Genomic DNA, 24956 nt, shown 5'->3' with positions numbered 1-24956 from the left:
TTAGCTTGGTTTTGTATCAGGACGTTACGACGACGATGGGGCCAATTCTGTATATCTGAACCTTGAGCGCGGTCCGCAGAAAATTCAGCGCACCCTCCGTATCGGTAACGAAGAGCGTACCGCTGACGATCCGTCGGGCGGTCGCGTCGTCTCCTATGACGATGCGCCCACGAAAGTGCCGCTGTATTTCCTCGATAACGTAGGAAAGCGGCATATTGTCGATGGTAAGCTGGCCTCGGCGCCAGGCGAGAGCTGTAGCGGCATCCGTTTTGCGGATCGTGCTTTCCCCTGTCTCGTTCAGGTGAAGCATTTCTTCACCTTCCCTGAGTTTCACCGGGATGCCTCCCTCAGTCTTGAACTCTACCCTTACGGAATGTTCCGTTACGGCGACACGCGTGTCTGACGCGCTTTGGCGAACATCGAAAGCCGTGCCAAGAGCTGTGACTAGCGTATCCTCTGTGCTGACGGAGAACGGACGACTCTCATCCGGGGCCACCTGGAAGAATGCCTGACCGCGCAGGAGCCGAACCGTCCTTCGGCCGTTGGTGAAATCGAGTGTGATCGCCGACGACGCGTTCAACTGAACCCGCGAACCATCTTCCAGCGTGACTTCCGGCATTTCGTCGGCGCCGGACATAATATCGGCACTCAGACGCATGGGGCCGTCCAGGGCAATGAAGAGTGCTCCGGCCGAAATGATTGCCACGATTGAAGAGATGATCGCGTTGCGCCCACGTGGTGAGGTGTCAACCGGCATATCACGAAGCCCGGCATCGGACCGGATCGCAGTTCTCGCTTCGCCGAGAATGCGCTTCGCAGCCGTGTAGGCCTGACAGTTCTCCGGATCCAGCTCCATCCAGCGACGGAACTCCGCCCGCTCCGTTTCCGGCTGTTCGGGGTCGCGGTTGCGAAAGACCCAGTCGGCTGCCTCTCTGTTTCGCTTGCGCTGATCGCGCGTCAGACGTCTACGTTTCACGGAACGCTCCAATTATGCTCTCCAATGTGTAGACGAATGAACTGCTTGGATTGGGATGTTTACTCCATTTCGAAAAGGCGGTCGAGGCAATGGCTGAGTGCGCGCCTGAGGTGCCGGTCAACCATATTGCGCGAAATTTTCAGCTTCGAAGCGATCTGGTCCGGTGAGAGATGATGCAGCCTGTGCAGCACGAATGCCGCCCGCCGTTTTTCAGGCAGGTCGGCAATGGCTTGTTTGAGGATCGCCAGCCGCGCTTCGACGTCCATCCCCTGGTCGGGAGCGCTGTCCGTCGCCACTACCGCTTTCGCATCTTCATCCGAGCCGGAGAAAAGTCGGGACTCGAACTGCTCGCGTCTGATCCGGTCGATCCGCATATTGGATGCGGCGCGGCACAGAAATGCTTTTATAGATCGTTTGCCGGAGAGCGCGTCCGGCTGCAATGCGAGTTTTACGTAGAGGTCGTGAACGATTTCCCGCGCGGCCCCGTCTGACCGGCTGCGTCCGCCCACTGCCTTGATGATGTCGCCGTAATGCTCGACGATCGCCCTGTTCAAGAGGTCGGTTCCGTCACTTTCATTGAGGCTGGCCGTCGACGTCCGCATCGCTTTCCTGATCCTCCGCAAGCTGCAATCTGCGACAACTGAAGGGGGCGAATAAGGAGCGCAAACCGGAGCTCTCCAAGGCTTTCGTCCGACCCAAGTTATCATCCGGCAGCAGAGTTTTGACCCATCATTGCCGTAGTGGAATTTCTACTGGTGGGTAAAAAGCGATGCAAGTGCAATGATTTACGGTTTGTGCCGAGAAAAAATCCTTCGCTGCATAAAAGAGGATATTTTTTATCATGTTTATGTCTGGATTCATTACATCTTTTGGCCCTGCGGAGTAAGACCTGGGGACGCGTGAGGCAGGATTGCAATTTACGAAAAAGCCAACCAATGTTGCGAGGCCGCCACAGGTCGCAGCTCGCCTCAACAGCGGGACGGGACGGGGACACACATCGGTGTTCCCGAAAGCGGATCCGGCATGATGACGGCGTTGACGCCGAAGACATCGAGAACATTCCTGTCGGTAATGACGGCGTCTGGCGTTCCGGCGTCAAATATCCTGCCATCCCTGATGAGAAAAATCTCATCGGCGTAACGGGCAGCCTGATTGAGATCATGGAGCACCGCGACGATGGTGCGACCCCGATCACGAACAAGCTGCCGGATCAAATCGAGTATCTCGATCTGGTGGGCGAGATCGAGGAACGTCGTCGGTTCATCGAGAAGAAGAATGTCCGTTTCCTGAGCGAGCGCCATGGCGATCCATGCGCGTTGTCGCTGGCCGCCTGACAGGGATTCCACCTGTCGGTCTGAGAGCGCCGTCATGTTGGTGAGATCAAGGGCATGGGCGCAGGCATCCTCATCACGGCTGGACCATCGCTCGAAAAGCCTGCGATGCGGATAACGCCCCTGACGGACCAGCTCGGCAACCGTCAATCCTTCAGGGGCCTGAGGCCCTTGCGTGAGGACGCCGATCTGTTTTGCCCTTTCCCGTGATGGCATTTTCCGTGTCGGCCTGCCGTCGAGAAATATCTCTCCCTTCATCGGGGCGAGAAGCCCGGCAAGCGCGCGCAATATCGTGGATTTGCCGCAGCCGTTTTGGCCGACGAGAACGGTGAAGCGTCCGGATGGAATGTTCAGGCTCAGGTCATCGACAATAATGGAGCCGTTATATCCGAGGGAAAGCTCCCGTGTCGCGAGGCGATAGTGTTCAGACATGCCTGCGGCCCTTCAGAAGATAGGCAAAAAAAGGAGCGCCCAGCAGGGCAGTGACGATACCGGCTGGCAGCTGCGCCGGCGCGATGACGGTGCGGCCGACAATATCGGCGATCGAGAGTAATAGACCGCCTGTCAGCCCGGCAACGGGGATGAGGCCAACATGGGAGTGGCCGGCGATCCGCCTTGCAATATGCGGCGCGATCAGTCCGACAAAACCCACCAGCCCGACCATGGCGACGGTCGCTCCCGATATCAATGTACAGAGCAATATCAGGAATGCCCGCATGAGATTGACTCTCTGTCCCAATCCCGTCGCCACATCGTCGCCGAAACGGATGAGATCCAGTTGCCGGCAGGAGAACCAGCTCAGGGCGAGCGGAGCGGCGAGCCAGATCAGGAGACTTTGGACCTTTGTCCAGTCGGCGCCGTAGACACTGCCCGAAAGCCAGATCATCGCGCGCTGAACATCGACGACATTGCCGAATGCGGTCAGAAAGCTGGTTCCCGCGCCGGCGAGCGCGCTTAAGCCGATGCCGACAAGGATGATCCGCAGAGAGGAGGTTCCGCGTTTCCAGGACAGGGCGTAAACCGCCGCCGCCATGGTGACGGCCCCCGCAAAGCCAGCCCATGGCAGAACGGCTGGTGAAACATCGGCAAAAACGATGATCACTACGCTTGCGAAAAGCGCTGCGCCTGCATTGATGCCCAGAACGCCGGGTTCCGCAAGGGGATTGCGCATGACGGTTTGCGAAATCGTTCCCGCAACGGCAAGGCCTGCGCCCGCAAGCAGAGCCAGAATAGCCCTCGATAACCGGAATTCGATGACAATCATCTGCAGATCGGGTGACGCCGTGCCGATGACCGCATCGGCAACGTCACGCCAGGCAATCGATTGGTCACCCCACATCATTGCAGCAACCACGGCCAGCAGGTTAAGAGTGATCAGAACAGTTATCGCGCGTGTCACGGCTTGCCTGCCCCCGTGCGATAACGTGCCAGCCAGAGGAAAAACGGCGCTCCAATCAGCGCCATCGTGACGCCAACAGGAAAACTCTGGTTGGCGAGGATGATCCGTCCGGCGAGATCGGCGAGAACCACCATGATCGCACCGATGACGGCGCTGAAGGGAATGACCCAACGGTAATCCATGCTGATAGCTAGGCGGACGATGTGCGGCACAACGAGACCGACGAAGCCGACCGGTCCGGCAAGTGCGACGGCGCTGCCGGACAGGAGAATGACGATGACGACCGACAGGCTGCGCCAGAGGGCCGGGTTCTGGCCAAGCGCGGTGGCGACATCGGTTCCAAGGCTCAAGGTCGTCAGATGTCGGGCAAGGACAAGTGATCCGAACAGCCCCGCAAGCGAATAAGGCATGACGGTGATGACCTGATCCAGCGTCCGGCCGCTCAAGGAACCGACGGTCCACAGACGCACCGCATCAAGTGTCGTCTGGTCGAAGATCAGAATTGCCGTAGTAAGCGAGGTGAGGAATGTCGCGACCACCGCTCCAGCCAGCACCATGATCAGCGGGGTCGCGCCCACACGCCCGATAGAACCAATGACGAAAACGCAGAACGCGGCAAAAGCTGCGCCGCCAAAGGCATACCAGACCAGCGCGTCGCCCGAAACGCCGATGATCGACAGGCTGGCCACGACTGCGAAAGCGGCGCCGGCATTGATGCCGAGCAGACCCGGCGAAGCCAGAGGGTTTTTCGTCACGGCCTGCATGATTGCGCCTGAGACGGCCAGGCCCGCTCCGGCGATCATGGCCGCTGCGACGCGTGGCAAGCGCAGCAACATCACGACGAGATGATCACGCGAGCCGTCAAAGCGAAAGATTGCAGAGAGCACCGTCGACGGTGAAAAGGGCGTCGGGCCAGCGATTACTGCCAGCATTGCGGAAAACAGCAGGCCAGCGATGGCGAGCAGAAGCAGGACCGCGCAGAAAAATTCCGCGCGGCGAGGATGTATCGGTCTTTCCGCATTCGATAGTCCGCGAAACGATGTCACGGCTTATCCAGCAGATATTGCTCGATGTCATCGAGAACTTTGTTGGCGGAGCCGATGCCGTTGAAGCTCATCCATGTTTCGCGCTTGACCCGGTGGGCGTTTCCGGATGCGACTGCCGGCAACATTTGCCAAAAGGGGTTGCTGGTCGTGCGGTCGGCAAGCGCATCGTCCATGGTTGTGTCATATCTGCCGGCAACGACGTAAAGCAGGATGTTCCCGTCGAGGAGTGCAAGGTCCTCCCATTCGGGCCGTTTGAAGACCGTATTGTCCTCAGTCGTTTCGTACGCACTCCGTTTTACGCCGGCATCACGAAGAACCTCATAAGGCGCATAGGCGGCCGGACCGTCGAGATAGACATGAAAACCGCTGGGCGTCACCCGCAATACCGATACCTTATGGGAAGCGGTCGTCTCTCTGATGGCGGCAACTCGTTTTTCGTAACCGGCCAGCATCGCTGCCGCCTCGTCACTCTTGCCTGAAAGGAGCGCCAATGTGCGGAAATGGTCTTTCCAGCTCTTTGCATCGATGAGCGCGGTCGGCGCAATCTTGGCGAAGTTCTGGTAGGACTGGCCGTGCAGGGCGGCATCCCCTATAATCAGGTCCGGTTTCAGGGCCACGATGCGCTCGAGGCTCGGCTGCCGTGCTTCGCCAATATCGGCGACCGCCGCCTTCTCGGCTTTTTCTTTCAGTTCGTGGTCTTGAACGGACATAAGCGGTGCGCCGACCAAAGGCAGGCCGAGTTCAAGCGCCATTCCAAGATTATAGAAAGGATCGAGCACAACGATCCTGCGGGGCGTGTCTGGTACGCAGATCGGTGCGCCATATACGCCGGATGTGAAGGACCGGCCCGAACATTGCGCTGAAGCGCCGGAGGCAAAAAGTCCCATCAGCAAGATGAGAAACGATCGCAGGATCATTCGTTACTCCAGAAATGGAAGCCTGCGCGGCATGGAGCCGCGCAGGAAACGCATCAGAATTTGACCTTGAGGTTCAGGCCGACGTTTCGGCGCTCCCCGAGCGTGGCGGCAATATTGTTGTCGTTGTAGACAAAATATTTCTCATCCAGAAGGTTCTGCGCAAAGGCGTTGACCTCCCACCTTTCGGTCTTATAGCCCGCCTGCAGGTTTACGATCCAACGGCTGTCGAGATAATCGTGCGGCAGGCTGCCCAGACGGGCCAGGTAGCTCGAGGTATATTTGGCGTCGGCGCCGACATAGACGCCATTATCGAACGTGTAGCGAGCGCCGAGACCCAGCGACCACTCCGGCGCTTCCGGGAACGGCAGGCCGGACAGATTGCCATAGGTCAGATCGTTGAAATTCTTGAATTCGGTATGGACGTAGCCGAGCGATGCGAAGGTTTCGAGGTTGTCAGTGACCTTGAACGCCGGCTCGAACTCGAAGCCCCATGCTTCCGACGACGCGGCGTTGATGATGCGCCGGCTTAGCAGGTCCGTCGGATCCAGCTGCATCAGAACCTGCTGGTCCGAATATTTGGTCAGGAACACGTTTGAATTGACGGTCAGCCGGTCATCCATGAACGAGCCCTTATAGAAAATCTCGTAGGTCGATGCCTTTTCGGGTTCGTAATTATAGGCCGTGCGCCGATACGAATCGTAGCTCGCCCCCCCTGTCCGGAAGCCTTGGGAATAGGTAACCCCAACCGTATGTGTGTCAGTCAGCTCTTTCGAAAGGCCGATTTTCGGTACGAAATTGACCTCGCTGAAGGACGCGGCATAGTCCGTCATCACTGTCGTCCTGCCGCCAAGAGGCTGGGTGCGTACCAGATTTTGCGTTATGTCCTGATCCGTGTAGTCCAGCCGGCCGCCGAGGGTAATTTTCCATGTTGGAACGAATTCGTAGGTCGCCTCTCCGAACAGGGCGGCGTTGAACGATTTCTGCGTGTTGCGCTGAACCTGGTTACGCTTGACGGTGGCGGTCAGCGGAATGGTGCGGTCATAGAAATTTTTTTCATCTTCATAGGAAAAATAGACGCCGCCGACCCAGTCCCATTTGTCACCTTCATAATTGAGGCGCACTTCCTGGGAGGCGATCCATTCCTTGTAGTAGCCGTGATAGGTGTCAATCTCGCCCGGAGTTCCGTAATTGACTGAAAGACGATCGGCATCGGAATAGCTGAAGGCGGAAAGTGAGGTCAGCTTTAACTCGTCTGAAAAATCATGTGTTACCTCCAACCCAACATTATGCACATCGGTCGGGCGATATTCTATGTAGGCCGGAATGAGGTAGTCGCCGCGTTTCTGATCGAAGCTGAAGGGGATGGAGCCTTTGGGGCCGCCAATATCGCGAACCGCGGGGTTGTCATGTGAAAACGAATAGCTGAGAAGCGCGCGCGTCTCCGGCATCTCCGCCGGTTCAAACAGGACCTTGCCCCGGACCTGATAATAAAAGTCGTGCGTGAACTCGTTGTAGTTCTCATAACGCTCGAAGGTCGGGTAATTGATATCGTTCTTGCTGCGCTGGATCTCACCAGACATGCGAATGGCGATCTGATCGTCCACCAGCGGCGTATTGAACATGAAGCCGGTGCCGTAAAGATTGCCGGTGGCGATTGTGGTCGAGAGCTCCGCCTCTTTTTCGAAGGTGGGATCCTTGGTCTTTATGTAAATGGCGCCGGCCATGGCAGCGCGGCCCGACAGGGTGGACTGCGGGCCGCGATAGACTTCGACCTGCTCCACGTCAAACAGCCCGCGTGCCCCGCGGCGTGCCCCACGCACCGTCTGCTGGACGCCGTCGATGTAAAGTGTCGCCAGAGGCGCGCCGCCGGGAACAAGACCTTCCGAGCTGACACCACGAATGATGAAGCCGGCATCGGCCCAGTCGCCGTCCATGACGTTTGCCATGCGACGGAAGCTATCGCGGAAACTTCTGATCTGACCGTCGGCGATCTGTTCTGCGTTGACGATGCCGATGCTCGAGGATGCGCTTGCAAGCGTAGTGGCGTTGCGTGAACCGTAAATCGTTATGGCCTGCAACTGAGTCGTGCCGTCGGCACCGACGGCTGCGGCATCTGCAGGAGCCGCCGCAAGGCTGAGGGCGATCTGGTTCTGGCCGGCAAACCGCGACTGGACACCGGTCCCTGCAAGCACTGAGCTGAGCGCCTGGGAAGGTGTGAGATTGCCGCTGGCGCCGTTAGACGTTTTGCCATTCGCAATCGAACCGTCAAAGATGATCTGCAGGCCGGTTTGCGTGGCGAGCTGATTGAGCGCGGAGGTAAGCGGCCCGGCGGCAATCGAAATCTGTCGCGGCGAGGCGCTTGCCTGTTCGGTGCCTTGCGCTGCGGCCGGCACATGCATCGCCAGAGCAGAAACCGACGTTGCGAGCAGCATCGCCACCCATCCAGCCAGACCAGTTCGAGCCGTTCTGCCGTTAATTCCCTTGCATTCCATTGAAGCCCCCGCTCCCGCGCACTTGATAAGCGTTTCAGACAAAAGGCGGCAATATCCGCCCACTCATGCTGAAGACGAACAGGGAAGGGACTATGGGACTCCCAAGTCGAAATAAATTTATGAAAAATAATAATTCTACTTCAGGCAGAAATGGGCACGCATTTCCTGTAGCAGACAGGCGTCCCGTTCATCGCTCGACTTCAATACGCAGGTCGGGCACTTTTCCGCACCTTTAACGGTATAGTACCGGCAGCATCCGCCACGCGCGCGAAACGTGTAGGTGAATGGTTCCTTCAATGCGATGTCGTGCAGGGTGAGGTCAAAATACCCCAGCTGGCGGTTGTTCAGCGGCGATCCCTGTACCTTGACGATCGCCATTGCTGTTGCAATTGCATCGGCGAGACAGCCGAACCGTCTTCCAACGTCGAGAAATCTGCCGGCGATGGCGTCTCCCACCAGCCGCCACTGCGCATTCTTCGAAAAGCCGGTTCTTTTTGCCAATGCTTCCACCAGCGGATGGAAATGTTGCTCGACGCCCATCCTGAAATGCTCGCACAGGCCTGCGTGGTCCGTGACCGTCGAATGCGGCCCGTCATCCCGATCCGCAAAAATCTGCGGCGACAACAGCCTCACGCGGGCACGCCGCACTGTCATCGGCTCCCCGTCATGCTCGCCATGATGGGTATAGAACTGCAGCGAAAAGGCATCAGGCGACATATCAGGCACAATGCCGCGGCTAACCAGCAACGGCACGGTGGCCATGAAGAAGATGTAGCAATAGTCGCTCATCAGAAATGCGGCGCGGCTTTTGAGATCTACGCCGGGATCGAACGACCCCTCATAATCAAGGAATTCCTGCAATGCCGAAGGGCTGGAAAACAGTTCGGCAGCGGTTGTCCAGCCGTGAAGCAATGCGCCGGTGCTGCACGGCACTTCGGGCCACATGGTCTGCTGGAGAACGGTCGCTTCCGTCAGAATATCGCTGGCTTCGGGGACGCCGGCAGTTTCAAGATGTCTCATCGTCTGCCGCATCCATCAGGTTCGCATCTCAAATCAGGCTCATGCCTCTCTCGCTGAAATAGCCCTTGCCTGCACCGCATCGGTTTGCCAAAGCTGGCCCAGTTTGCCGATGAAGCGCGCAAACGCTTGCGGGGCAAGCATATGCGACCCTTCGATCCGATGCATGGTGACACCGAGAAACGGAACATGCGAATTTCTTCTCGTTGTTTAGACGAACAGGATCGGCTCTTTAGGACTTGTCATGAAAAATATTGATGGACACCGGTGTTGGGGCGCTGACGTTTAGGGTTGATCGTCGCTGCCAAAAACTGTGATGACTGTTCTAGTGGAAGGGGGAGAATGATGATGATCTCGATTGTCTATTCTGCGATAGAAGCAAAAGAGCTTCTTCCGAAAAGAGATGCGCAAAAGTGGATGGTATGACCGACTTTGAAAATGTTTGATAAGGGTGAGGCCGACGCAGGTATTGTCGTTGCAATCCCTGTCTCCGAAATTCTTGCAGTTTACGATGCGGCTGCGGTTCTCAACGACGTCGAGTGGGCCCAAGCGCAGCGCTTCCATAAGTTGGAGGATAGTCTCCGTTTTCAAGGAGCGCATGTCCTCAAGCGCTTACTGGTCGGTGCGGCCGTCGGAATGGAAACCGCAGACCTTCATTTTTCGCGCGCAGCGGGTGGCAAGCCTTTCCTGGTAAACGCCGGCCCTCTGGATTTTAATCTCTCGCATGGCGGCAACTGGGTTGTCGTAGCGTTTTCGCGGTCGGGTCGTATCGGTGTTGATGTCGAATCCGAGAGGGAGGAAGATTTCTGGAAGGAAATTACCTCAGCTTTCCTCGCGCCAATGGATGCGAAAAACGTCGGATTTTTGAAGATGTGGACCGCGAAGGAGGCCGCTGTCAAAGCCAATGGGGCAGGTCTCGTGATTCCGCTCACGGAGGTTGTGATCGACACAGAAGATTCCGAGACCTTTATCGCGGCACTTCCGATTGAACGTTTATATGGACGATGGCGTCAACTTGATGCGACTCATGTTCTGGCCGTGGCTACTGAAAAGAATCCACCCGCGATTTGTGTATGTACCAGCGTCAGCATCTTAAAGCGTATTTTGGAGGTGATTTGAATTTCGTATCTCCTGTTCCCGGCATCTAAGCCGAAGTCAGGCAGAAATTCCACTTCTCCCCCCGTTCAAATTTCCCGAGCCAGCTCTGTTCAGCAGACCGACGTTTTTCTGAGCGCTTCCGACCAGACTGCATAGCCTGCTGCATTCAGATGAACCAGATCTGGCAAATAATAACGGAACATCGGCAGACCATTTTCACCGATGAGGCCGGCGTTCGGATTAAGCCATGTCGTGCGTTCGCGACCGTTGCACCAGTCGCGCGCCGTCTGGTTGAAAAGATCGAATTCATGACGGTAAATCCAGCGCGCCGGACTGTGCTTGATCGCCAGAACAAACACGTCCGCCTGCGGGAGCGCTCGAGAGACGCTGTCGCGCAAATCTTGCAGGTGCCGAAACGTCGTCTGAGCCTTGAGGCCGTCACTGGCAATATCGTTTTCGCCGAAATAAAGCACCACTCTGCCTGGCTTTAAGGGAACCAGGAGCTGGTGCAGGTAGTGGCTGGCGGAGAGGTAGGTGCCGCCGCCAAATCCCAGATTGACGATATCCAGCGAGCCGAGATCCTCGGTGACGGAGCTCCAGATTCGAAACGAGGATGAGCCATAAAAGGCTATCGGATTGTCTGGAAGGCCGATGCGCTGAAGGCGGGCCAGAATGGCAATGATATCGTTTTCGTGACGGCTGGTGCCGATATTGGCCGGGAAGTCGTACATGACGGTCCTAAAAACATGTGGGCTGAAATGCGGATGCCGCCATTTCGGCATCCCGCGGTCGGCTGAGGTTACGAAAGCGCTTGGTGCAGGACGGTCAGGGCCCCTTTCGTCAGGACGTCGTCCGCGCCAATCGATGTCCTGAGCGCGAACACATCTGCGGCAACCAGATAGAGATCGTTCAGCCCGTCATTGCCGACGATAGCTGCCTCGTCTCCTTCCGCATACCATCCAGCCTCACGGGCCTGCCTAAACTCCTGCCCGATGACCAGTCCCCGAACATAGGAGCGCAGCTGATCCGGCGAAAGCCGGCCGGCAAGCCCGCCGGTTCGCGCCGAAAACATGAGAGACAGCATGGCGGCGGATCGTTTTGCCTCTTTCAGACCCCAGCGATAGGCCTCCGGATCGTCGACCGGCGGCTGCGTGGAGCCGCGCGCGATGAAGGAATGATTGATGAGCAGGTTGAAGACTTCGCCGGTGACGAATGTCTGGAAACCGTCAAGCCGCCCCGCCTTCACCCGCGCCCATTTGCTGTGGGTTCCGGGGATGATGAGGGTGGCGTCTTCGCAGAGGCCGTGGCCGACGATCTGGGTTTCTTCGCCGCGCATCACGTCCGGAAAGGGCTGGCGCGCGGGGTCGTTTAGACCCGGCAGGAAGACGAGATCGGAGCCGTTCGGCAGCGACCTGCGCACAGTGCCGGCGGCAAGTTCCGTCGGGCCTGCCGGGCACGGCACATAAGCGACTTCGACCCAGCCGTTGCGGCTGGTGATCATGCCGAGCGCGGCGACGGGCAGGGGCCCGTGGCGCGAGAACCAGGGTGCGAGTGCCGCCATCAGCGCCGCCTCGTGCTCACCCTTGCCAAGGCTCGAAATACCGTCGGCGGTTTCCAGATGATCGAGTTCTTCGCCGTCTTCACCAACGAGCGTCGCCCTCAGTGATGTCGTTCCCCAATCAACGATGATCGATGCCGCCGCTGCTGCCATGCCTTGAACCTCCTCGTTCATTTCATCTTGGGGCTTGTCATAAGGTGCAAGTCTATGTAGTGTCAATTAGTGAATTCAAGGTATCAAAATATGATACTTAATTGGGAGGAGAAAGATGGTGGCTGGCCTCAAGGGGATTTTGCCTGTTCTGCCCACGCCGTTTCTGGCGGATGGCGGCATTGACGAAGCAGGTATGAAGCGGCTGGTGGTCTTTGCGCTCGACAAGGGCGTGGATGGTGTCGTGTTTCCCGGTTTCGCCAGCGAGGTGGAGGCTTTGAATGCCGCCGAGCGCGCAACGCTGCTGAAGATCGTCGTGGATGCGGTGGCCGGTCGGGTGCCGGTCGTGGCCGGCGCCAGTGCGGCCGACTGGCGTGAGGTGGTCGAGCACGGACGGACGGCATCGGCGCTCGGCATTCGCCACCTGATGGTGCAGCCACCCAAATCGGTCGGCACAGATGCGGCGGCGCTGATCGAATTCCTCGGCCGGATCGTTGAGGCACTGCCCGAGGTTGAAATCATCCTGCAGAATGCGCCTGCGCCGCGCGGCTCCGACCTCTCGCCGCAGGCGATCGTGGAAATCGTGCGGGCGTTGCCGCAGGTGGCCTATGTCAAGGAAGAGACCCTTCCGGCCGGCCCGGCCATCAGCCATATCATCGCCCATGCGCCTTCGACCCTGAAGGGCGTCATCGGTGGCGGCGGCGCGCGTTATATTCTCGACGAATATGCCCGAGGTGCTACGGCAGCCATGCCGGCGCTGGAGATCGCCGAGGAACATGTGGCCATCGACCGGGCGCTTGTTGCCGGGCGGCAGGAAGAGGCGCGTCGGATTTATGTCCGCACCCTGCCGCTTCTGGTGTTGCAGGCGGTCTATCGCATGCGGCTGACCAAATATGTGCTCGCCCGTCGCGGCGTGATCGAAGGCGTCGCTGTGCGTGCGCCGACACCCGAGCTTGATGCGGCGGCCATTGCCGATATTGACGCCAATCTGGTCGAACTCGGCCTTGTTGCCGCGGAGGCCGCATGAACAGCCCCATCGCAACAGTCGAAGTCTTCACACTGACCCAGCCGCGCAAGGTTCCCTATCTCGGCGCGCTCAGGGAAGGCGAGGTGGTCAATCCCAACGGCTACATCGTGCGCAAGGGCAATCGCACGGTCTATCCCACTTTCGACCGCAGCGTGCTGGTGCGCATGACCACCGGGGCCGGCACTGTCGGCTGGGGCGAGACCTATGGCATCGTCGCCCCCGGCGCGGTCGCCGCCCTCATTAATGATCTTCTCGCCGGTTTCGTGATCGGCCGCGATGCGTCCGATCCTTCGGCTGTTTATGACGACCTTTACGACATGATGCGGGTACGTGGTTATACCGGCGGCTTTTATGTCGATGCGCTTGCCGCGCTTGATATCGCGCTATGGGACATTGCCGGGCAGGAAGCCGGAAAATCCATCCGCGACCTTCTCGGCGGCGGGGTCGACAGCTTCTCGGCCTATGTTTCAGGCCTGCCCGAAAAGACACTGAAAGCGCGCGGGGAATTGGCGAAATATTGGCAGGATCGCGGTTTTGATGCTTTCAAATTCGCAACGCCGGTGGCTGACGATGGCCCGGCGGCGGAAATCGCCAATCTGCGGCAGGTGCTTGGGCCTCAGGCGAAGATTGCCGCCGACATGCACTGGAACCAGACGCCGGAGCGGGCGCTGGAACTCATTGCCGAAATGAAACCCTCCGACCCGTGGTTTGCCGAAGCGCCGGTCTGGACGGAGGATATCGCAGGGCTGGAAAAGGTTTCGAAGGGAACAGACGTCCCGATCGCTGTTGGTGAGGAATGGCGCACCCATTGGGACATGCGCGCCCGCATCGAACGCTGCCGCATCGCGATCGTGCAGCCGGAAATGGGCCACAAGGGCATTACCAATTTCATCCGCATCGGCGCTCTTGCCGCCGAGCACGGCATTGACGTGATCCCGCACGCAACCGTCGGTGCGGGCATCTTCCTCGCTGCGAGCCTGCAGGCGTCGTCGACATTGCCGACCCTGAAGGGTCACGAGTTCCAGCACTCGATTTTCGAGCCCAACCGCCGCCTGCTCGCCGGCGACATGGATTGCCGAGAGGGGAGATATCACCTGCCATCCGGCCCGGGACTTGGCGTCAAGCCGTCGGAGGCGGCGCTCGCCGTTATTGAACGTATCTGAACTGGTTTTCTGGAGGAGGAACCCATGACCAAAAGAATAAAAAAGCTGGCGCTTGGCACAGCGACCGCGATGCTGATGACCGTGGGGGGATTAGCGCCCGCCATGGCCGATACGGTGTTGAAATTCATTTCCTGGCAGACGGATGATGCCGGCACAGGCGAATGGTGGCGCTCCGCCATCGCCGCCTTCGAGAAACAGCATCCGGGCGTGAAAATCGAATTCACCAAGGCCGAGCGCAGCTCCTATGCCGACACGATGACGACGCTTTTTGCGGCCAACCAGCCGCCGCAGATCGTGCATCTGGCGTCGTTCGAATTCCAGATGTTTGCCGATAGCGGCTGGCTCGAGCCTCTCGACCCGTGGCTGAAGAAGGACGGCATCGACATGACCGGCTGGGCCGGCCAGCAGAAATGCGAATGGAACGGCGAAACCGTCTGCATCATGACCAACTATTTCGGTTTCGTCATGGCCTATAACAAGAAGATTTTGGAAGAGGCGGGCGTTGCGGTTCCGAAGACCTATGACGAGTTCCTGGCCGCTGCCAAAGCGACGACCAAGGATCTGAACGGCGATGGCATTATCGACCAGTTTGGTACAGGCCATGAAACCAAGGGTGGTCCGGGGCAATATCTGACGGAAATGCTGAACTACATCCTCGACGCCGGCGCCTACTGGACCGACAAGGACGGCAACATCACCATCGACACGCCACAGATGGTGGAGGGGTTGACCCGCTGGAAGACTGTGATGAAGAGCGGGATCAGTCCGGTGGACATGAGCGCCAGCGACGTGCGCAAGCTGTTTGCCGATGGCAAGATGGCCATGCGGCTAGATGGACCGTGGCTTTATGGCACGACCGAAAAGGGTTCGGCCAAGAGTGACATCGTTTATGTCGCGCCGCCGCTTCATCCGCCGCTTGGCGGGTCTTCCAACGTGCTTGCCATGCCGGCAGATATTCCCGACGACCAGAAGGCATTGGTCTGGGATTTCATCAAGCTAACGATGACGCCGGAATTCCAGCGCAGCTATGCCACCCTTGGCGGCAACACCCCGCCAGGCCCGAAGGCCGACGTCTCGGGTGTTGAAAAGACCATCCCTCATTTTCCGGTGCTGATCGAGACGATGAAGGCCGCGTCGGAAGCCGGTATCGACCGCATTCCGACCGGGCTTGAGCTTTTCTACAACGAGTTCAGCAAGATGGTGATGGAAGAAAGCCAGCGGATGATCATTCAGGATCTCGATCCGGCGGAGGTGGCGAAAACCATGCAGGCAAAGGCCGAAGCCATCAAGGGTTGATCCCCCATTGTCCTGATCCCGTTGTCCTGCCATGGCCCGTAAAGGGCCATGGCCATCATTCGCATCCGGCAGGAGGACCATCCATGACCGAACCCGTTCGGGCTGGGCGTCGCAAGTTCTTCGATCTTGCGCGTCCCAGCCGGCAACATCTCCTCGGCTATATTCTGATCGCGCCCGCGGTCCTGATGGTTGCCGCCATCATCGTCTGGCCGCTCGTGCTGGCCGTTGACCTGTCGTTCCAGCAGGTCAAGATACCAAGGCTTGGCGGCGCCAGCCGGCCGTTTTCGCTGAGCAATTACACCTGGCTGTTCTCGTCGCCGGAATTCTGGCTGGCCTGCTGGGTAACGCTAAAGCTGGTCATCGTCGTTACCGCCGGCAGCGTCGCGGTTGGCCTCAGCACGGCGCTTCTGGCCAATAACCGTTTCAAGGGCCGCACCGTCGCACGGCTGGGAATGGCGCTGCCCTGGGCCGTGCCGGAAATCATCGCGGTCGTCATCTTTGCGTGGATGTTCGACACTTCCTTCGGCCTGTTCGGCTGGCTGGCGATCAAGCTCGGTTTTACCGACCAGATGATCCCGTGGGTCAGCAGTTCCACGGCCGCCTTCTGGGCCGTGGCGATCACCATGGTATGGAAAGGTTTTCCTTTCGTCTCGATCATGTGTCTGGCTGGCCTGCAGTCCATCCCCGCCGATTATTATGCGGCGGCGAAGGTCGATGGTGCGAGTGTGTGGCAGCGCTTCCGCTGGATCACCATGCCGCTTTTGATGCCGGTGCTGGGCGTGACGCTGGTGCTGACGCTGCTTTGGGTATTCCGCGACTTTTCCATCATCAAGGTTCTGACCGGCGGCGGGCCGCTGCGTTCAACCCAGACACTGTCGATCATGACCTATGACCAGGCCTTCCAGTATCACAATTTCGGTCGTGCCGCCGCCGTGGGCGTGCTGACACTGGTGATCTGCATCGTCGCGAGCCTCCTGATGCTCGGCCGGCGTTCGAAATCGATCTATTGAGGAGGCTTTGATGAAACGGACATTTTTACAGAGCCTTGCCCTTTACGCGACTGTGATTTTCACGCTGGTGATGATCCTGTTCCCGGTCTACTGGCTGCTGGTCACGGCACTTTCCACCACCGATGAGCTTTACCGCCTGCCGCCGACCTTCTGGCCGAACGATCCGCAGTGGGACATCTTCGCCCGTGTCTGGGCGGCAAAACCGATCCTGCTGTGGCTTTGGAATTCCATGCTGGCGGCTATCGGCTCGGTGGCGCTGTCGATGCTGGTTTCGGTCAGCGCCGGTTATGCGCTGTCGCGTTATTCCATGCGGGGTGGCGCGACCATGGGTCTCTTCGTCCTGACGGCGAAGATGCTGCCCGCGACGCTGCTGGTCATTCCCCTGTTTTCGATCTTTTCCAGCTTCGGCCTGATCGGCAGCCTGTGGACGCTGGTTCTGGCGCATTCGACAATGATCATTCCTTTCGCCACATGGATGCTGAAAGGCTATTTCGACACCATTCCGAAAGAGTTGGAACAGGCTGCCATGGTCGACGGCTGCTCGCCGATCGGCGCGATGGTGCGCGTCGTGCTTCCCATCGCCACGCCGGGGCTTGCCGCCACTGCACTTTATGCCTTCGTGCTCAGCTGGGCAGACTATGCCTATGCGCGCACCTTCCTCGTCAACTCGCCGGACAACTGGACGGCCAATCTCGGCATCACCACGATGCAGGGCGAATATGTCACCTACTGGAACGACATCTCCGCCGCATCCGTGTTCATCGCGCTGCCGATCATCGCAATCTACCTGTTCCTTGAACGTTATTTGGTCGGCGGCCTCACCGCTGGCGCGGAGAAATAAGCATGGCCAATATTTCCATTCGCAACGTCAGCAAGTCCTATGGCGCGCTCAACGTGCTCAGGCCGTTTTCGCTTGAGATCGAGAACGGCGAGTTCGTGGTGCTGGTCGGGCCTTCCGGCTGCGGCAAGTCGACGATGCTGAAAATCCTCGCCGGCCTCGAACCGGCAAGCGAAGGCCAGATCTTCATCGGCGATAACGAAGTGACGGATCTGGCGCCGGGTGACCGCGACATCGCCATGGTGTTCCAGAACTATGCGCTTTATCCGCACCTGACCGTTCGCCAGAATATCGGCTTCGGCCTGAAGATGCGCGGCACCGACAAGGCCGAGATCGACCGCCGGGTTGATGATGCGGCGCGCATTCTGGAAGTGACACCCTATCTCGATCGCAAGCCCAAGGATCTCTCGGGCGGCCAGCGCCAGCGCGTGGCACTTGGCCGTGCCATCGTGCGCCAGCCCCAGGCCTTCCTGATGGATGAGCCGCTGTCCAACCTCGATGCCAAGCTGCGCGTCCACATGCGTGCCGAAATCGGCGCATTGCACAAGCGCATCGGTGTCACCACCGTTTATGTGACGCATGATCAGGTCGAGGCGATGACGATGGCGGACCGCGTCGTCATCATGCAGGGCGGCATCATCCAGCAGATCGCCGCACCGGACGAGCTTTTCAACAATCCGGCCAATCTTTTCGTCGCCGGTTTCATCGGCTCGCCGGGCATGAATTTCCTCAATGCGGAACTGCGTGACGGCACTGTTACCCTGTTTGGGCAACCGGTTTCCCTGCCGGGTGCGGTCGGCCGCCAGGGCAGCGTGATTGTCGGTCTGCGGCCTGAACATCTCGTTCTGGGCGATGCGCCGGTCACCTTCGATGTCCGTCCGACGCTGGTTGAGAGCCTCGGATCGGAAAAATACGTCTATTTCGATGCGGAGGGTGCAAGGGTCGCGGATGGCGAGGAGGGCAAGTCCAAGGGGCTGATCGCGCGCGTCTCGCATACCGGCAGCCTTCCCGGCAATGAGGCGCTCCGGCTCGGTTTCGATCCGGCCCAGCTTTATCTCTTCGATGCAAAGACCGGAGCACGGCTATGATCCTCGTCACCGGATCGGCAGGCCGTGTCGGCGGTGCCGTTGTCGCCGCCTTGCGCGCACAGGGCCGCGCCGTTCGCGGTTTTGATTTGAGGCCATCGGCAACCGGCGGCGAGGAAGTCGTCGGGTCGCTGGAGGATGCGCAGGCATTGTCCGAGGTCATCAAGGACGTGAGCGCCGTCCTGCATCTGGGCGCCTTCATGTCATGGGCTCCGGCGGATCGCGACCGCATGTTCGCCGTCAATGTCGAGGGCACGCGCCGGCTTCTGGATGCGGCGTCAGCAGCTGGTGTGCGGCGGTTCGTTTTCGCCTCATCGGGCGAGGTCTATCCGGAAAACCGCCCGGAGTTCCTGCCGGTCACCGAGGACCATCCGCTTTGCCCCAATTCGCCGTACGGTCTGACCAAGCTTCTGGGCGAAGAGCTGGTGCGCTTTCACCAACGAAACGGCACGATGGAAACGGTTATCCTGCGTTTCTCGCATACGCAGGATGCGGCGGAGCTGCTGGACGAGGACAGTTTCTTTTCCGGCCCCCGGTTTTTCCTGCGGCCGCGCATCCGCCAGCAGCAGAATTTCGGAAACACCGCCATCGCCGAATTGCTCCAGTCCCGCGATATCGGCGAACCCGCGCACATTCTGGCGCGCAACGAAAACGGCCGGCCGTTCCGTATGCATATAACCGATACGCGCGACATGGTGGCGGGCATTCTCCTTGCTCTCGATCACCCCAAGGCGGCGGGCGGCACCTTCAATCTCGGTGCCGATAAACCGGCCGATTTCGCCGCGCTTCTGCCGAAGATTGCCGCGCTGACCGGCCTGCCCATCGTGACAGTCGATTTTCCCGGCGACGGCGTTTATTACCATACGTCCAACGAGCGGATCAGAAACACTTTGGGGTTTGAAGCGGAATGGACGATGGACCGGATGCTGGACGACGCGGCGGCCGCAAGGCGGCAGCGGCTCGCGAAGGAGCAGAGGCAATGAAACCCGAGACGCCGGGGGGCACGGCGGCACTGGCCAAGGGTCTGACCCTGCTCGACATGGTTGCCGATGCGCCGGAACCGCTGCGTTTTGCCGAGCTGCTGCGGGCTTCCGGTCTGCCGAAGCCGACATTCGCGCGCATCCTGCGGACCCTCATCGCCTATGGCCTCGTCCGTCAGGATGAGGCCCGTGGCACCTACGTTCTCGGCCAGCGTTTTCTGGAAATGTCCCACAAGGTCTGGGAGAGCTTCGATCTCGTCTCGGCGGCGACCCCGGAACTGGAGCGGCTGGCCGCTGAACTGGGGGAGACGGTTGCACTGTGCCGGCTTGACGGCACCATGACGCAATATCTCGCCGAACGCTCGCCGAACGGTCTTTCGGTGCGCGTCGAGGTGGGGCGCCGCGTGCCCCTGCATTGCACCGCACCGGGCAAGGCGCTGCTCGCCTTTCAGGACCCCGCCTTTGGCCGCGCGCTGCTGGATCGCCTGACGCTCGATCTGCAGACACCCAAAACCATTACCACCCTCGATGCGCTGCAGGCGGATCTGACGCTGACGCGGGCACGGGGTTATTCGATTTCCTACGAGGAGCATCTGCCGGGCGTGAATTCGGTCGCCGCCCCTGTCATGGGCCGGGACAATACGCCGATGGGCGTGCTTGTTGCGCTCGGGCCGTCGTCGCGGCTGGATTCCTCCAATATCCATCCCGCCGGGCGTGAATTGATTGCCGCCGCCCGCCGCATTACCGGTGCCGCCGGGGCCGTGGCGATCAGCTCGCGACCGCGCCCGCGTTCGGCAACGGGCCGCCCCAGTGCCGAACTCAGCTGCATTCTGCCTTGGGGTGCGCAGCTGGGGGAAAGCCCGGTCTGGCACGAGGGGGAAAACGCGCTCTACTGGGTGGATATCCTGCATCCGGCGGTGTACCGCTTCGATCCCGCTACTGGCCGCAACGAAACCTGCGAGACCGGCAAGCTGGTCAGCGCCGTCATTCCGGTCACCGGAGGGCGATTGCTGGTGGCGTCGCAGGATGGCGTCGAATGGCTGGATTTCGCCTCCGGCCGGCTGACACCCTTCGTCAGCCCGGAGGCTGGCATTGCCGATAACCGCCTGAACGATGCCAAATGCGGGCCGGATGGCGCGATCTGGGTCGGCTCGATGCGGATCGATGCCTCCAAGCCCACGGGTGCGCTTTATCGCATCAATGCCAATGGCGCATCGGAGCGGAAGGAAGGCGGCATCATCGTCTCCAACGGTCTCGGCTGGAGCCCCGATGGCAGGACGTTCTATTTCGTCGATACAGTGCCCGGTCTCATCCACGCCTATGATTGCGATCCGGCGACGGGCGCGCTGTCGCAGCGCCGTGAATTCGCCCGCATTCCGGTGGCCGATGGCCGGCCGGATGGTCTGGCGGTGGATGCCGAAGGCGGTGTCTGGTGCGCCATCTGGGATGGCTGGTGCGTGCGCCGTTATCTTCCGAACGGCAAGCTGGACCAGGTGATCGACATGCCGGTGCCACGCCCTTCCAGCATCGCTTTTGGCGGGCCGGACCTGTCGACGCTGTTCATCACCAGCGCCCGCACGCGCCTGCCTGCCTCCACACTCGCCGATGCGCCGCTCTCCGGCGGCCTGTTTTCCTGCCGCCCGGGAATTGCCGGCGCGCGCATCTCGCTGTTTGAAGGATAAAGGATGCGTCTCGAAAGCGTCTTTGGATTGACGGGCCGCACGGCGCTCGTCACCGGTTCCAGCCGTGGCATAGGCGCCGCCATTGCCGAGGGGCTGGCGGGCGCGGGCGCCCGTGTCATCCTGCATGGCGTAAAGCCGGGCGCTGCTGCGCCCGTGCAGTACCGGATCGTCGCAAGCGGCGGCACGGCGCAGGAACTGGCGGGCGATCTGTCCGAACCCGGTGCCGGTCGTGATCTCATCGAACGGGCCGAGGCGATTGCGCCGGTCGATATTCTTGTCATCAATGCCAGCGCCCAGATCAACGCCGTGCTTTCGGAACTGACAGCGGACGATCTGGCGTTTCAGCTGGCGGTCAATCTGGGCTCGACGGTGGATATGCTGCAGGCGGCCTTGCCGCGCATGGCGGCCCGAAAATGGGGCAGGGTGGTTTCCATCGGTTCGGTCAATCAGCTGCGGCCGAAGGGCATCGTCACCGCCTATGCCGCCACCAAGGCTGCGCAGCACAATCTGATCCAGAGTCAGGCGCGGGATTATGCGCGCGACAATGTGTTGCTCAACACACTCGCGCCCGGCCTCATCGACACCGACCGCAATGCCCACCGTCGTGATGAGGATCCCGAAGGCTGGGGGGAATACGTCCGGACGCTGAACTGGATGGGCCGTGCCGGGCAGCCGGAAGAAATGGTGGGGGCCGCCATCTTCCTGTCGTCGCAGGCCTGCAGTTTCATGACCGGGGAGAACATTTTTCTGACAGGTGGATATTGACGGATTTGCCGGCACGGCTTGCTACTAGCATTCGCAACAAGGCTGCGTATCCCGAGATTCCTGCATATTCGGGATGCCGGCCCATCGCGCGGATCAGAGGACGACAGACACTTCAGACCCATTCCGTCAAACGGAGTCTGCAGCCTGCTAAGTGACAAATGGATTGTGCCGGTTCTTTGGCGTCGTTCTCTCGCGGAAGATCATCGGCTCCGCTTTTGAAAAGAGGTAGGCTTGCGCCATCGGACTTCTGTAATGACATTGGTGTTGGTTCGGGTTCCTTTCAACTGCGTGGCTGTGAAGTGGTGCGTCGGGGGTGCGTATCTCTTCAAGACTTTTGTCCGGCTGGATGGCAGACAAAGCGATGGCGCCGCGCAGACGTAAATCAACCCGCTACCTTCCGGAGCGATTTCTCAATCTCTCCTCCGCAATAAGCGTTGCCGTATTCCTCGAAACTTTTATCGTTCAAGGCGGCCAGCGAAGTTGTGGCTACCACTCTTCTGGAAAGGCCCCAGATTGTAGGTGACGTATCCTCAATGATGCCCTGAATGACAGGGAACCGGTCGGCGACCGTAGTCCAAAGGATTGCAGTCGCTATATCTGCTACGCCAATCTTTTCTGTTCCGAGCATAAAGCCGGAAGTAGGGCTCAAGCCGTTTCGTGCCCCGGTATCCGCGAAAATACGGATCCATTTTTGCAGGCGTGGGACGAACTCTTCCCATTTTTCAGGTGTCCACATTTCGCGCCCGCCGTTGAGAGTCAACTCATCAAGGACATCGTTGGCATCGTTAACGATCTTGGCGCTGCGTGCGCGGCCCTCAATAGTTGTCGGCAACATCTCCAGCCGTTCACCCAGGTAGATGGCGATCGCCGGCATCTGGGAGATCGCAAAATTGCGCTCACGGTCAATCAGAACCGGTGGCCCCATGAAGGCAACCGGCTGCTTTTCCACCGCACAATCCATAATATTTTCAATCGCATCGGCATCGTGTTCATCCCAGGAGTACCCACAATGGGCCAGAATTCCGCGGATGAACTGACCTCGAAAAGGAACTGGCCAGTAATAAAGGGCGAAGTTTTTCATGCCTTCCTCCATTGGTCATGCAAACATCGAACGGCGTTGGTTGTTACCAGTTCCCCGACGTGCACTAAGAGTAAAAATGGAACTCAAGGAATGCTCTGACGCTTTGACGGCTTCCATGGCGCAGCAAGAGTTGTTTTTGGACGTAAGGCCCTGTTATTTACGGTTTCCTCGCTAAAAACAGAACACCCTGCGGGGTAATCATCTAACCTCCACACGAACGCTATGCTCAGTCTCTTCAGGCCGCCGTTTTTCCGCAGGCTGAGCGTTCACTCCCCCATCACCACTCCCTCGCGTCGTGGGTCGGCGCTGCCGGCCAAGCCTTCGGCGGTGATTTCGACAGCATGCAGACCGGAATTCATCTCACCCGGTTTCACCTCGTAACCAAGCGCCTTCAGCGGACCGGCCAGTTCTTCCGCGCTGGTGCCGGCCTCGATGTCATAGGTACCGAACCGGTTGATGAGATGCGGCTGGGCGACGATCACTTCCACCGGCATGCCCCAGTCGATATAGGCGATCAGCGCCTGCGCCACATAGCCGATGATCTGGCTTCCTCCGGGCGAACCAATGGCGAGCAGCGGTTTTCCATCCTTCATCACGATAGTGGGGGCCATGGAGGAGCGCGGTCGTTTACCGGGTTCGACGCGGTTGGCGATCGGCAGACCGCCGTCATGCGTCTTGAAGGAAAAGTCCGTCAACTCGTTGTTCAGCAGGAAGCCATTCGTCATCAGACGCGAGCCGAAGCCGCTTTCGATCGTTGTCGTCATCGAGACCACGTTGCCTTCATTGTCGACGATGACGAAATGACTCGTCGACGGCAACTCAAGCGCGGCATCCCGGCCGAAAAGCAGCGCGTGGTCCCATTCCGGCTCACCGGCATTGACCGCGTCTTTGGCCAGCGCCTTGTCGCCGTCGAGCAGCTTTGCCCTCTCCCCTAGATAGGTCTTGTCCAGCATGCCCTTGACCGGTAGCGGCACGAAATCGGTGTCAGCGACGTAACGCTCGCGGTCGGCGAAGGCGAGACGCTGCGCGTCGCCGATAATGCGCCAGCTTTCGACATTTTTCGGCCCCAGCGACCTCAGATCGAAATTCTCCGCCATGCCGAGCATCTGGCCGATGGCGATTCCGCCTGACGAGGGCGGTCCCATGCCGCAAACGTCAAGTGCACGATAGATAAAGCAGACTGGCTCGCGCTCGATGACGCGATAGTTGGAAAGATCGGAAAGCGACAGTACGCCAGGATTGTCGGCTGCCTCGCGCACCGTCTTGACGATCGCCTCGGCAATTTTCCCCTTGTAAAAGGCATCGGCGCCGCCCTTGGCGATCGCTGCAAGCGTCTCGGCATAGGCCGGGTTCTTCAACAGAGCACCGGCCTGCAGCGCGGCCCCGGAGGTGTCGAAGAAATAGGACCGCGCTTCTGGATATGTCTTCAGCCGGTCACCCTCTGATGCGATCAGAGAGGCAAGGCGCGGCGACACCTGAAAACCTTCAGTCGCCAGCGTTTCCGCCGGCTTCAGCAGGCTTGCCCATTCCGCCTTTCCATAGCGTTTGTGAGCTTCCTCCAGAAGTCGCACCGTTCCCGGCGTGCCAACGGAACGACCGCCGATGACTGCGTTCATGAATTTAAGCGGCTGACCTTTGTCATCCAGGAAGAGCTTTGGCGTGGCATCCATCGGTGCCGTCTCCCGGCCGTCCAACGTCGTCAGCCTGCCGCTTTTAGCGTGGTAATAGACGAGGAAGGCGCCGCCGCCGAGACCGGAACTCTGCGGTTCAACGAGGCCCAGCACAGTCTGCACCGCCACCATCGCATCTATGGCGTTGCCGCCTGCGGCGATCACGTCGCGTCCCGCTTTGGTCGCCAGCGGATTGGCTGCGGCGACCATGAAGTTCTTTGACTGGACGCGTTTGGCGGTGGCAAGCCCGGTTGCCCTTTCCGGCGCCACCGCGTCGGACGCCTGCTGGGCGGAGGCGATTGCGGTGGAAAACATCAAGGCAACAACAGCCTCACAGAGAAATCTCATTTTCATCGGCCTCATCCTTCAGAGCGG

Annotated in this window: 22 protein-coding genes; 10 read left to right on the top strand and 12 right to left on the bottom strand. The window is 59.5% G+C overall.

From position 1 onward, the window contains the following. Window positions 1-16 precede the first annotated feature (16 nt). The 8 genes from BTE54_RS14395 to BTE54_RS14360 form a co-directional block, all read right to left on the bottom strand. Window positions 17-976: a FecR family protein gene (locus BTE54_RS14395; RefSeq protein ID WP_245316594.1), complete on the bottom strand. Its 960-nt coding sequence runs from the start codon at window positions 974-976 to the stop codon at window positions 17-19. Window positions 977-1035: 59 nt separating this feature from the next. Continuing rightward, window positions 1036-1578: a sigma-70 family RNA polymerase sigma factor gene (locus BTE54_RS14390; RefSeq protein ID WP_078052914.1), complete on the bottom strand. Its 543-nt coding sequence runs from the start codon at window positions 1576-1578 to the stop codon at window positions 1036-1038. A 366-nt stretch (window positions 1579-1944) separates the two neighbouring features. After that, a complete protein-coding gene (locus tag BTE54_RS14385; protein ID WP_078052913.1) occupies window positions 1945-2739 on the bottom strand; it encodes an ABC transporter ATP-binding protein in 795 nt (264 codons plus the stop codon). Further along, on the bottom strand, window positions 2732-3706 hold the full coding sequence (locus tag BTE54_RS14380) for an iron ABC transporter permease (RefSeq protein WP_078052912.1): 975 nt from the start codon (window positions 3704-3706) through the stop codon (window positions 2732-2734). The genes BTE54_RS14385 and BTE54_RS14380 overlap by 8 nt, the downstream gene beginning before the upstream one ends. Continuing rightward, window positions 3703-4752: an iron ABC transporter permease gene (locus BTE54_RS14375; RefSeq protein ID WP_078052911.1), complete on the bottom strand. Its 1050-nt coding sequence runs from the start codon at window positions 4750-4752 to the stop codon at window positions 3703-3705. The genes BTE54_RS14380 and BTE54_RS14375 overlap by 4 nt, the downstream gene beginning before the upstream one ends. Beyond that, on the bottom strand, window positions 4749-5669 hold the full coding sequence (locus BTE54_RS14370; protein ID WP_078052910.1) for an iron-siderophore ABC transporter substrate-binding protein: 921 nt from the start codon (window positions 5667-5669) through the stop codon (window positions 4749-4751). The genes BTE54_RS14375 and BTE54_RS14370 overlap by 4 nt, the downstream gene beginning before the upstream one ends. Window positions 5670-5722: 53 nt before the next feature. Next, on the bottom strand, window positions 5723-8101 hold the full coding sequence (locus tag BTE54_RS14365) for a TonB-dependent receptor (protein WP_245316592.1): 2379 nt from the start codon (window positions 8099-8101) through the stop codon (window positions 5723-5725). A gap of 195 nt (window positions 8102-8296) precedes the next feature. Continuing rightward, a complete protein-coding gene (locus BTE54_RS14360) occupies window positions 8297-9106 on the bottom strand; it encodes a ferric iron reductase (RefSeq protein ID WP_245316591.1) in 810 nt (269 codons plus the stop codon). A gap of 510 nt (window positions 9107-9616) precedes the next feature. On the opposite strand from BTE54_RS14360, the gene BTE54_RS14355 reads away from it, so the two are divergent. Then, window positions 9617-10297, top strand: a complete 681-nt coding sequence (locus tag BTE54_RS14355) for a 4'-phosphopantetheinyl transferase superfamily protein (RefSeq protein WP_078052907.1) — start codon at window positions 9617-9619, stop codon at window positions 10295-10297. 89 nt (window positions 10298-10386) lie between these two features. On the opposite strand, the gene BTE54_RS14350 is transcribed toward BTE54_RS14355, so the two are convergent. Beyond that, on the bottom strand, window positions 10387-11007 hold the full coding sequence (locus BTE54_RS14350) for a GDSL-type esterase/lipase family protein (RefSeq protein WP_143240719.1): 621 nt from the start codon (window positions 11005-11007) through the stop codon (window positions 10387-10389). Window positions 11008-11075: 68 nt separating this feature from the next. Beyond that, window positions 11076-11987, bottom strand: coding sequence for a 2-dehydro-3-deoxygalactonokinase (locus BTE54_RS14345; RefSeq protein ID WP_078052938.1), 912 nt, complete (start codon window positions 11985-11987; stop codon window positions 11076-11078). 115 nt (window positions 11988-12102) lie between these two features. Between BTE54_RS14345 and BTE54_RS14340 the strand changes: the two genes are divergently transcribed. The 9 genes from BTE54_RS14340 to BTE54_RS14300 all read left to right on the top strand — a co-directional run bounded on the left by BTE54_RS14340 (window position 12103) and on the right by BTE54_RS14300 (window position 21830). After that, window positions 12103-13011 carry a dihydrodipicolinate synthase family protein gene (locus BTE54_RS14340; RefSeq protein WP_078052906.1) on the top strand — a complete coding sequence of 303 codons (909 nt, stop codon included), beginning with the start codon at window positions 12103-12105 and terminating at the stop codon, window positions 13009-13011. Next, window positions 13008-14174, top strand: coding sequence for a mandelate racemase/muconate lactonizing enzyme family protein (locus BTE54_RS14335; RefSeq protein ID WP_078052905.1), 1167 nt, complete (start codon window positions 13008-13010; stop codon window positions 14172-14174). Before BTE54_RS14340 ends, BTE54_RS14335 begins: the two co-directional genes overlap by 4 nt. Window positions 14175-14198: 24 nt before the next feature. After that, window positions 14199-15470 (top strand): sugar ABC transporter substrate-binding protein, encoded by a 1272-nt coding sequence (locus BTE54_RS14330; RefSeq protein WP_078052904.1) that lies wholly within the window; start codon window positions 14199-14201, stop codon window positions 15468-15470. A gap of 83 nt (window positions 15471-15553) precedes the next feature. Continuing rightward, window positions 15554-16480 (top strand): sugar ABC transporter permease, encoded by a 927-nt coding sequence (locus BTE54_RS14325; RefSeq protein ID WP_065116467.1) that lies wholly within the window; start codon window positions 15554-15556, stop codon window positions 16478-16480. Window positions 16481-16490: 10 nt separating this feature from the next. Continuing rightward, entirely contained in the window at window positions 16491-17321 is an 831-nt protein-coding gene (locus BTE54_RS14320) for a carbohydrate ABC transporter permease (RefSeq protein ID WP_078052903.1), read from the top strand. Between the two features lie 2 nt (window positions 17322-17323). Then, window positions 17324-18406, top strand: coding sequence for a sn-glycerol-3-phosphate ABC transporter ATP-binding protein UgpC (gene ugpC, locus BTE54_RS14315; protein ID WP_078052902.1), 1083 nt, complete (start codon window positions 17324-17326; stop codon window positions 18404-18406). After that, complete coding sequence (locus BTE54_RS14310) at window positions 18403-19386, top strand: NAD(P)-dependent oxidoreductase (protein WP_078052901.1); 984 nt, start codon at window positions 18403-18405, stop codon at window positions 19384-19386. Before ugpC ends, BTE54_RS14310 begins: the two co-directional genes overlap by 4 nt. After that, complete coding sequence (locus BTE54_RS14305) at window positions 19383-21065, top strand: SMP-30/gluconolactonase/LRE family protein (RefSeq protein ID WP_078052900.1); 1683 nt, start codon at window positions 19383-19385, stop codon at window positions 21063-21065. The genes BTE54_RS14310 and BTE54_RS14305 overlap by 4 nt, the downstream gene beginning before the upstream one ends. A 3-nt stretch (window positions 21066-21068) precedes the next feature. Continuing rightward, the gene (locus BTE54_RS14300; RefSeq protein ID WP_078052899.1) at window positions 21069-21830 is read left to right on the top strand and encodes an SDR family oxidoreductase; all 762 of its coding nucleotides are present in this window, start codon (window positions 21069-21071) and stop codon (window positions 21828-21830) included. 382 nt (window positions 21831-22212) lie between these two features. On the opposite strand, the gene gst is transcribed toward BTE54_RS14300, so the two are convergent. Next, window positions 22213-22911, bottom strand: coding sequence for a glutathione S-transferase (gene gst, locus BTE54_RS14290; protein WP_078052898.1), 699 nt, complete (start codon window positions 22909-22911; stop codon window positions 22213-22215). A 266-nt stretch (window positions 22912-23177) separates the two neighbouring features. Then, complete coding sequence (gene ggt / locus BTE54_RS14285) at window positions 23178-24935, bottom strand: gamma-glutamyltransferase (protein ID WP_078052897.1); 1758 nt, start codon at window positions 24933-24935, stop codon at window positions 23178-23180. Window positions 24936-24956 lie beyond the last annotated feature (21 nt).

The organism is Agrobacterium sp. YIC 4121 (assembly GCF_002008205.1).
Classification (GTDB): domain Bacteria; phylum Pseudomonadota; class Alphaproteobacteria; order Rhizobiales; family Rhizobiaceae; genus Agrobacterium; species Agrobacterium leguminum.
This window is presented reverse-complemented; position numbering and strand designations above follow the sequence as displayed.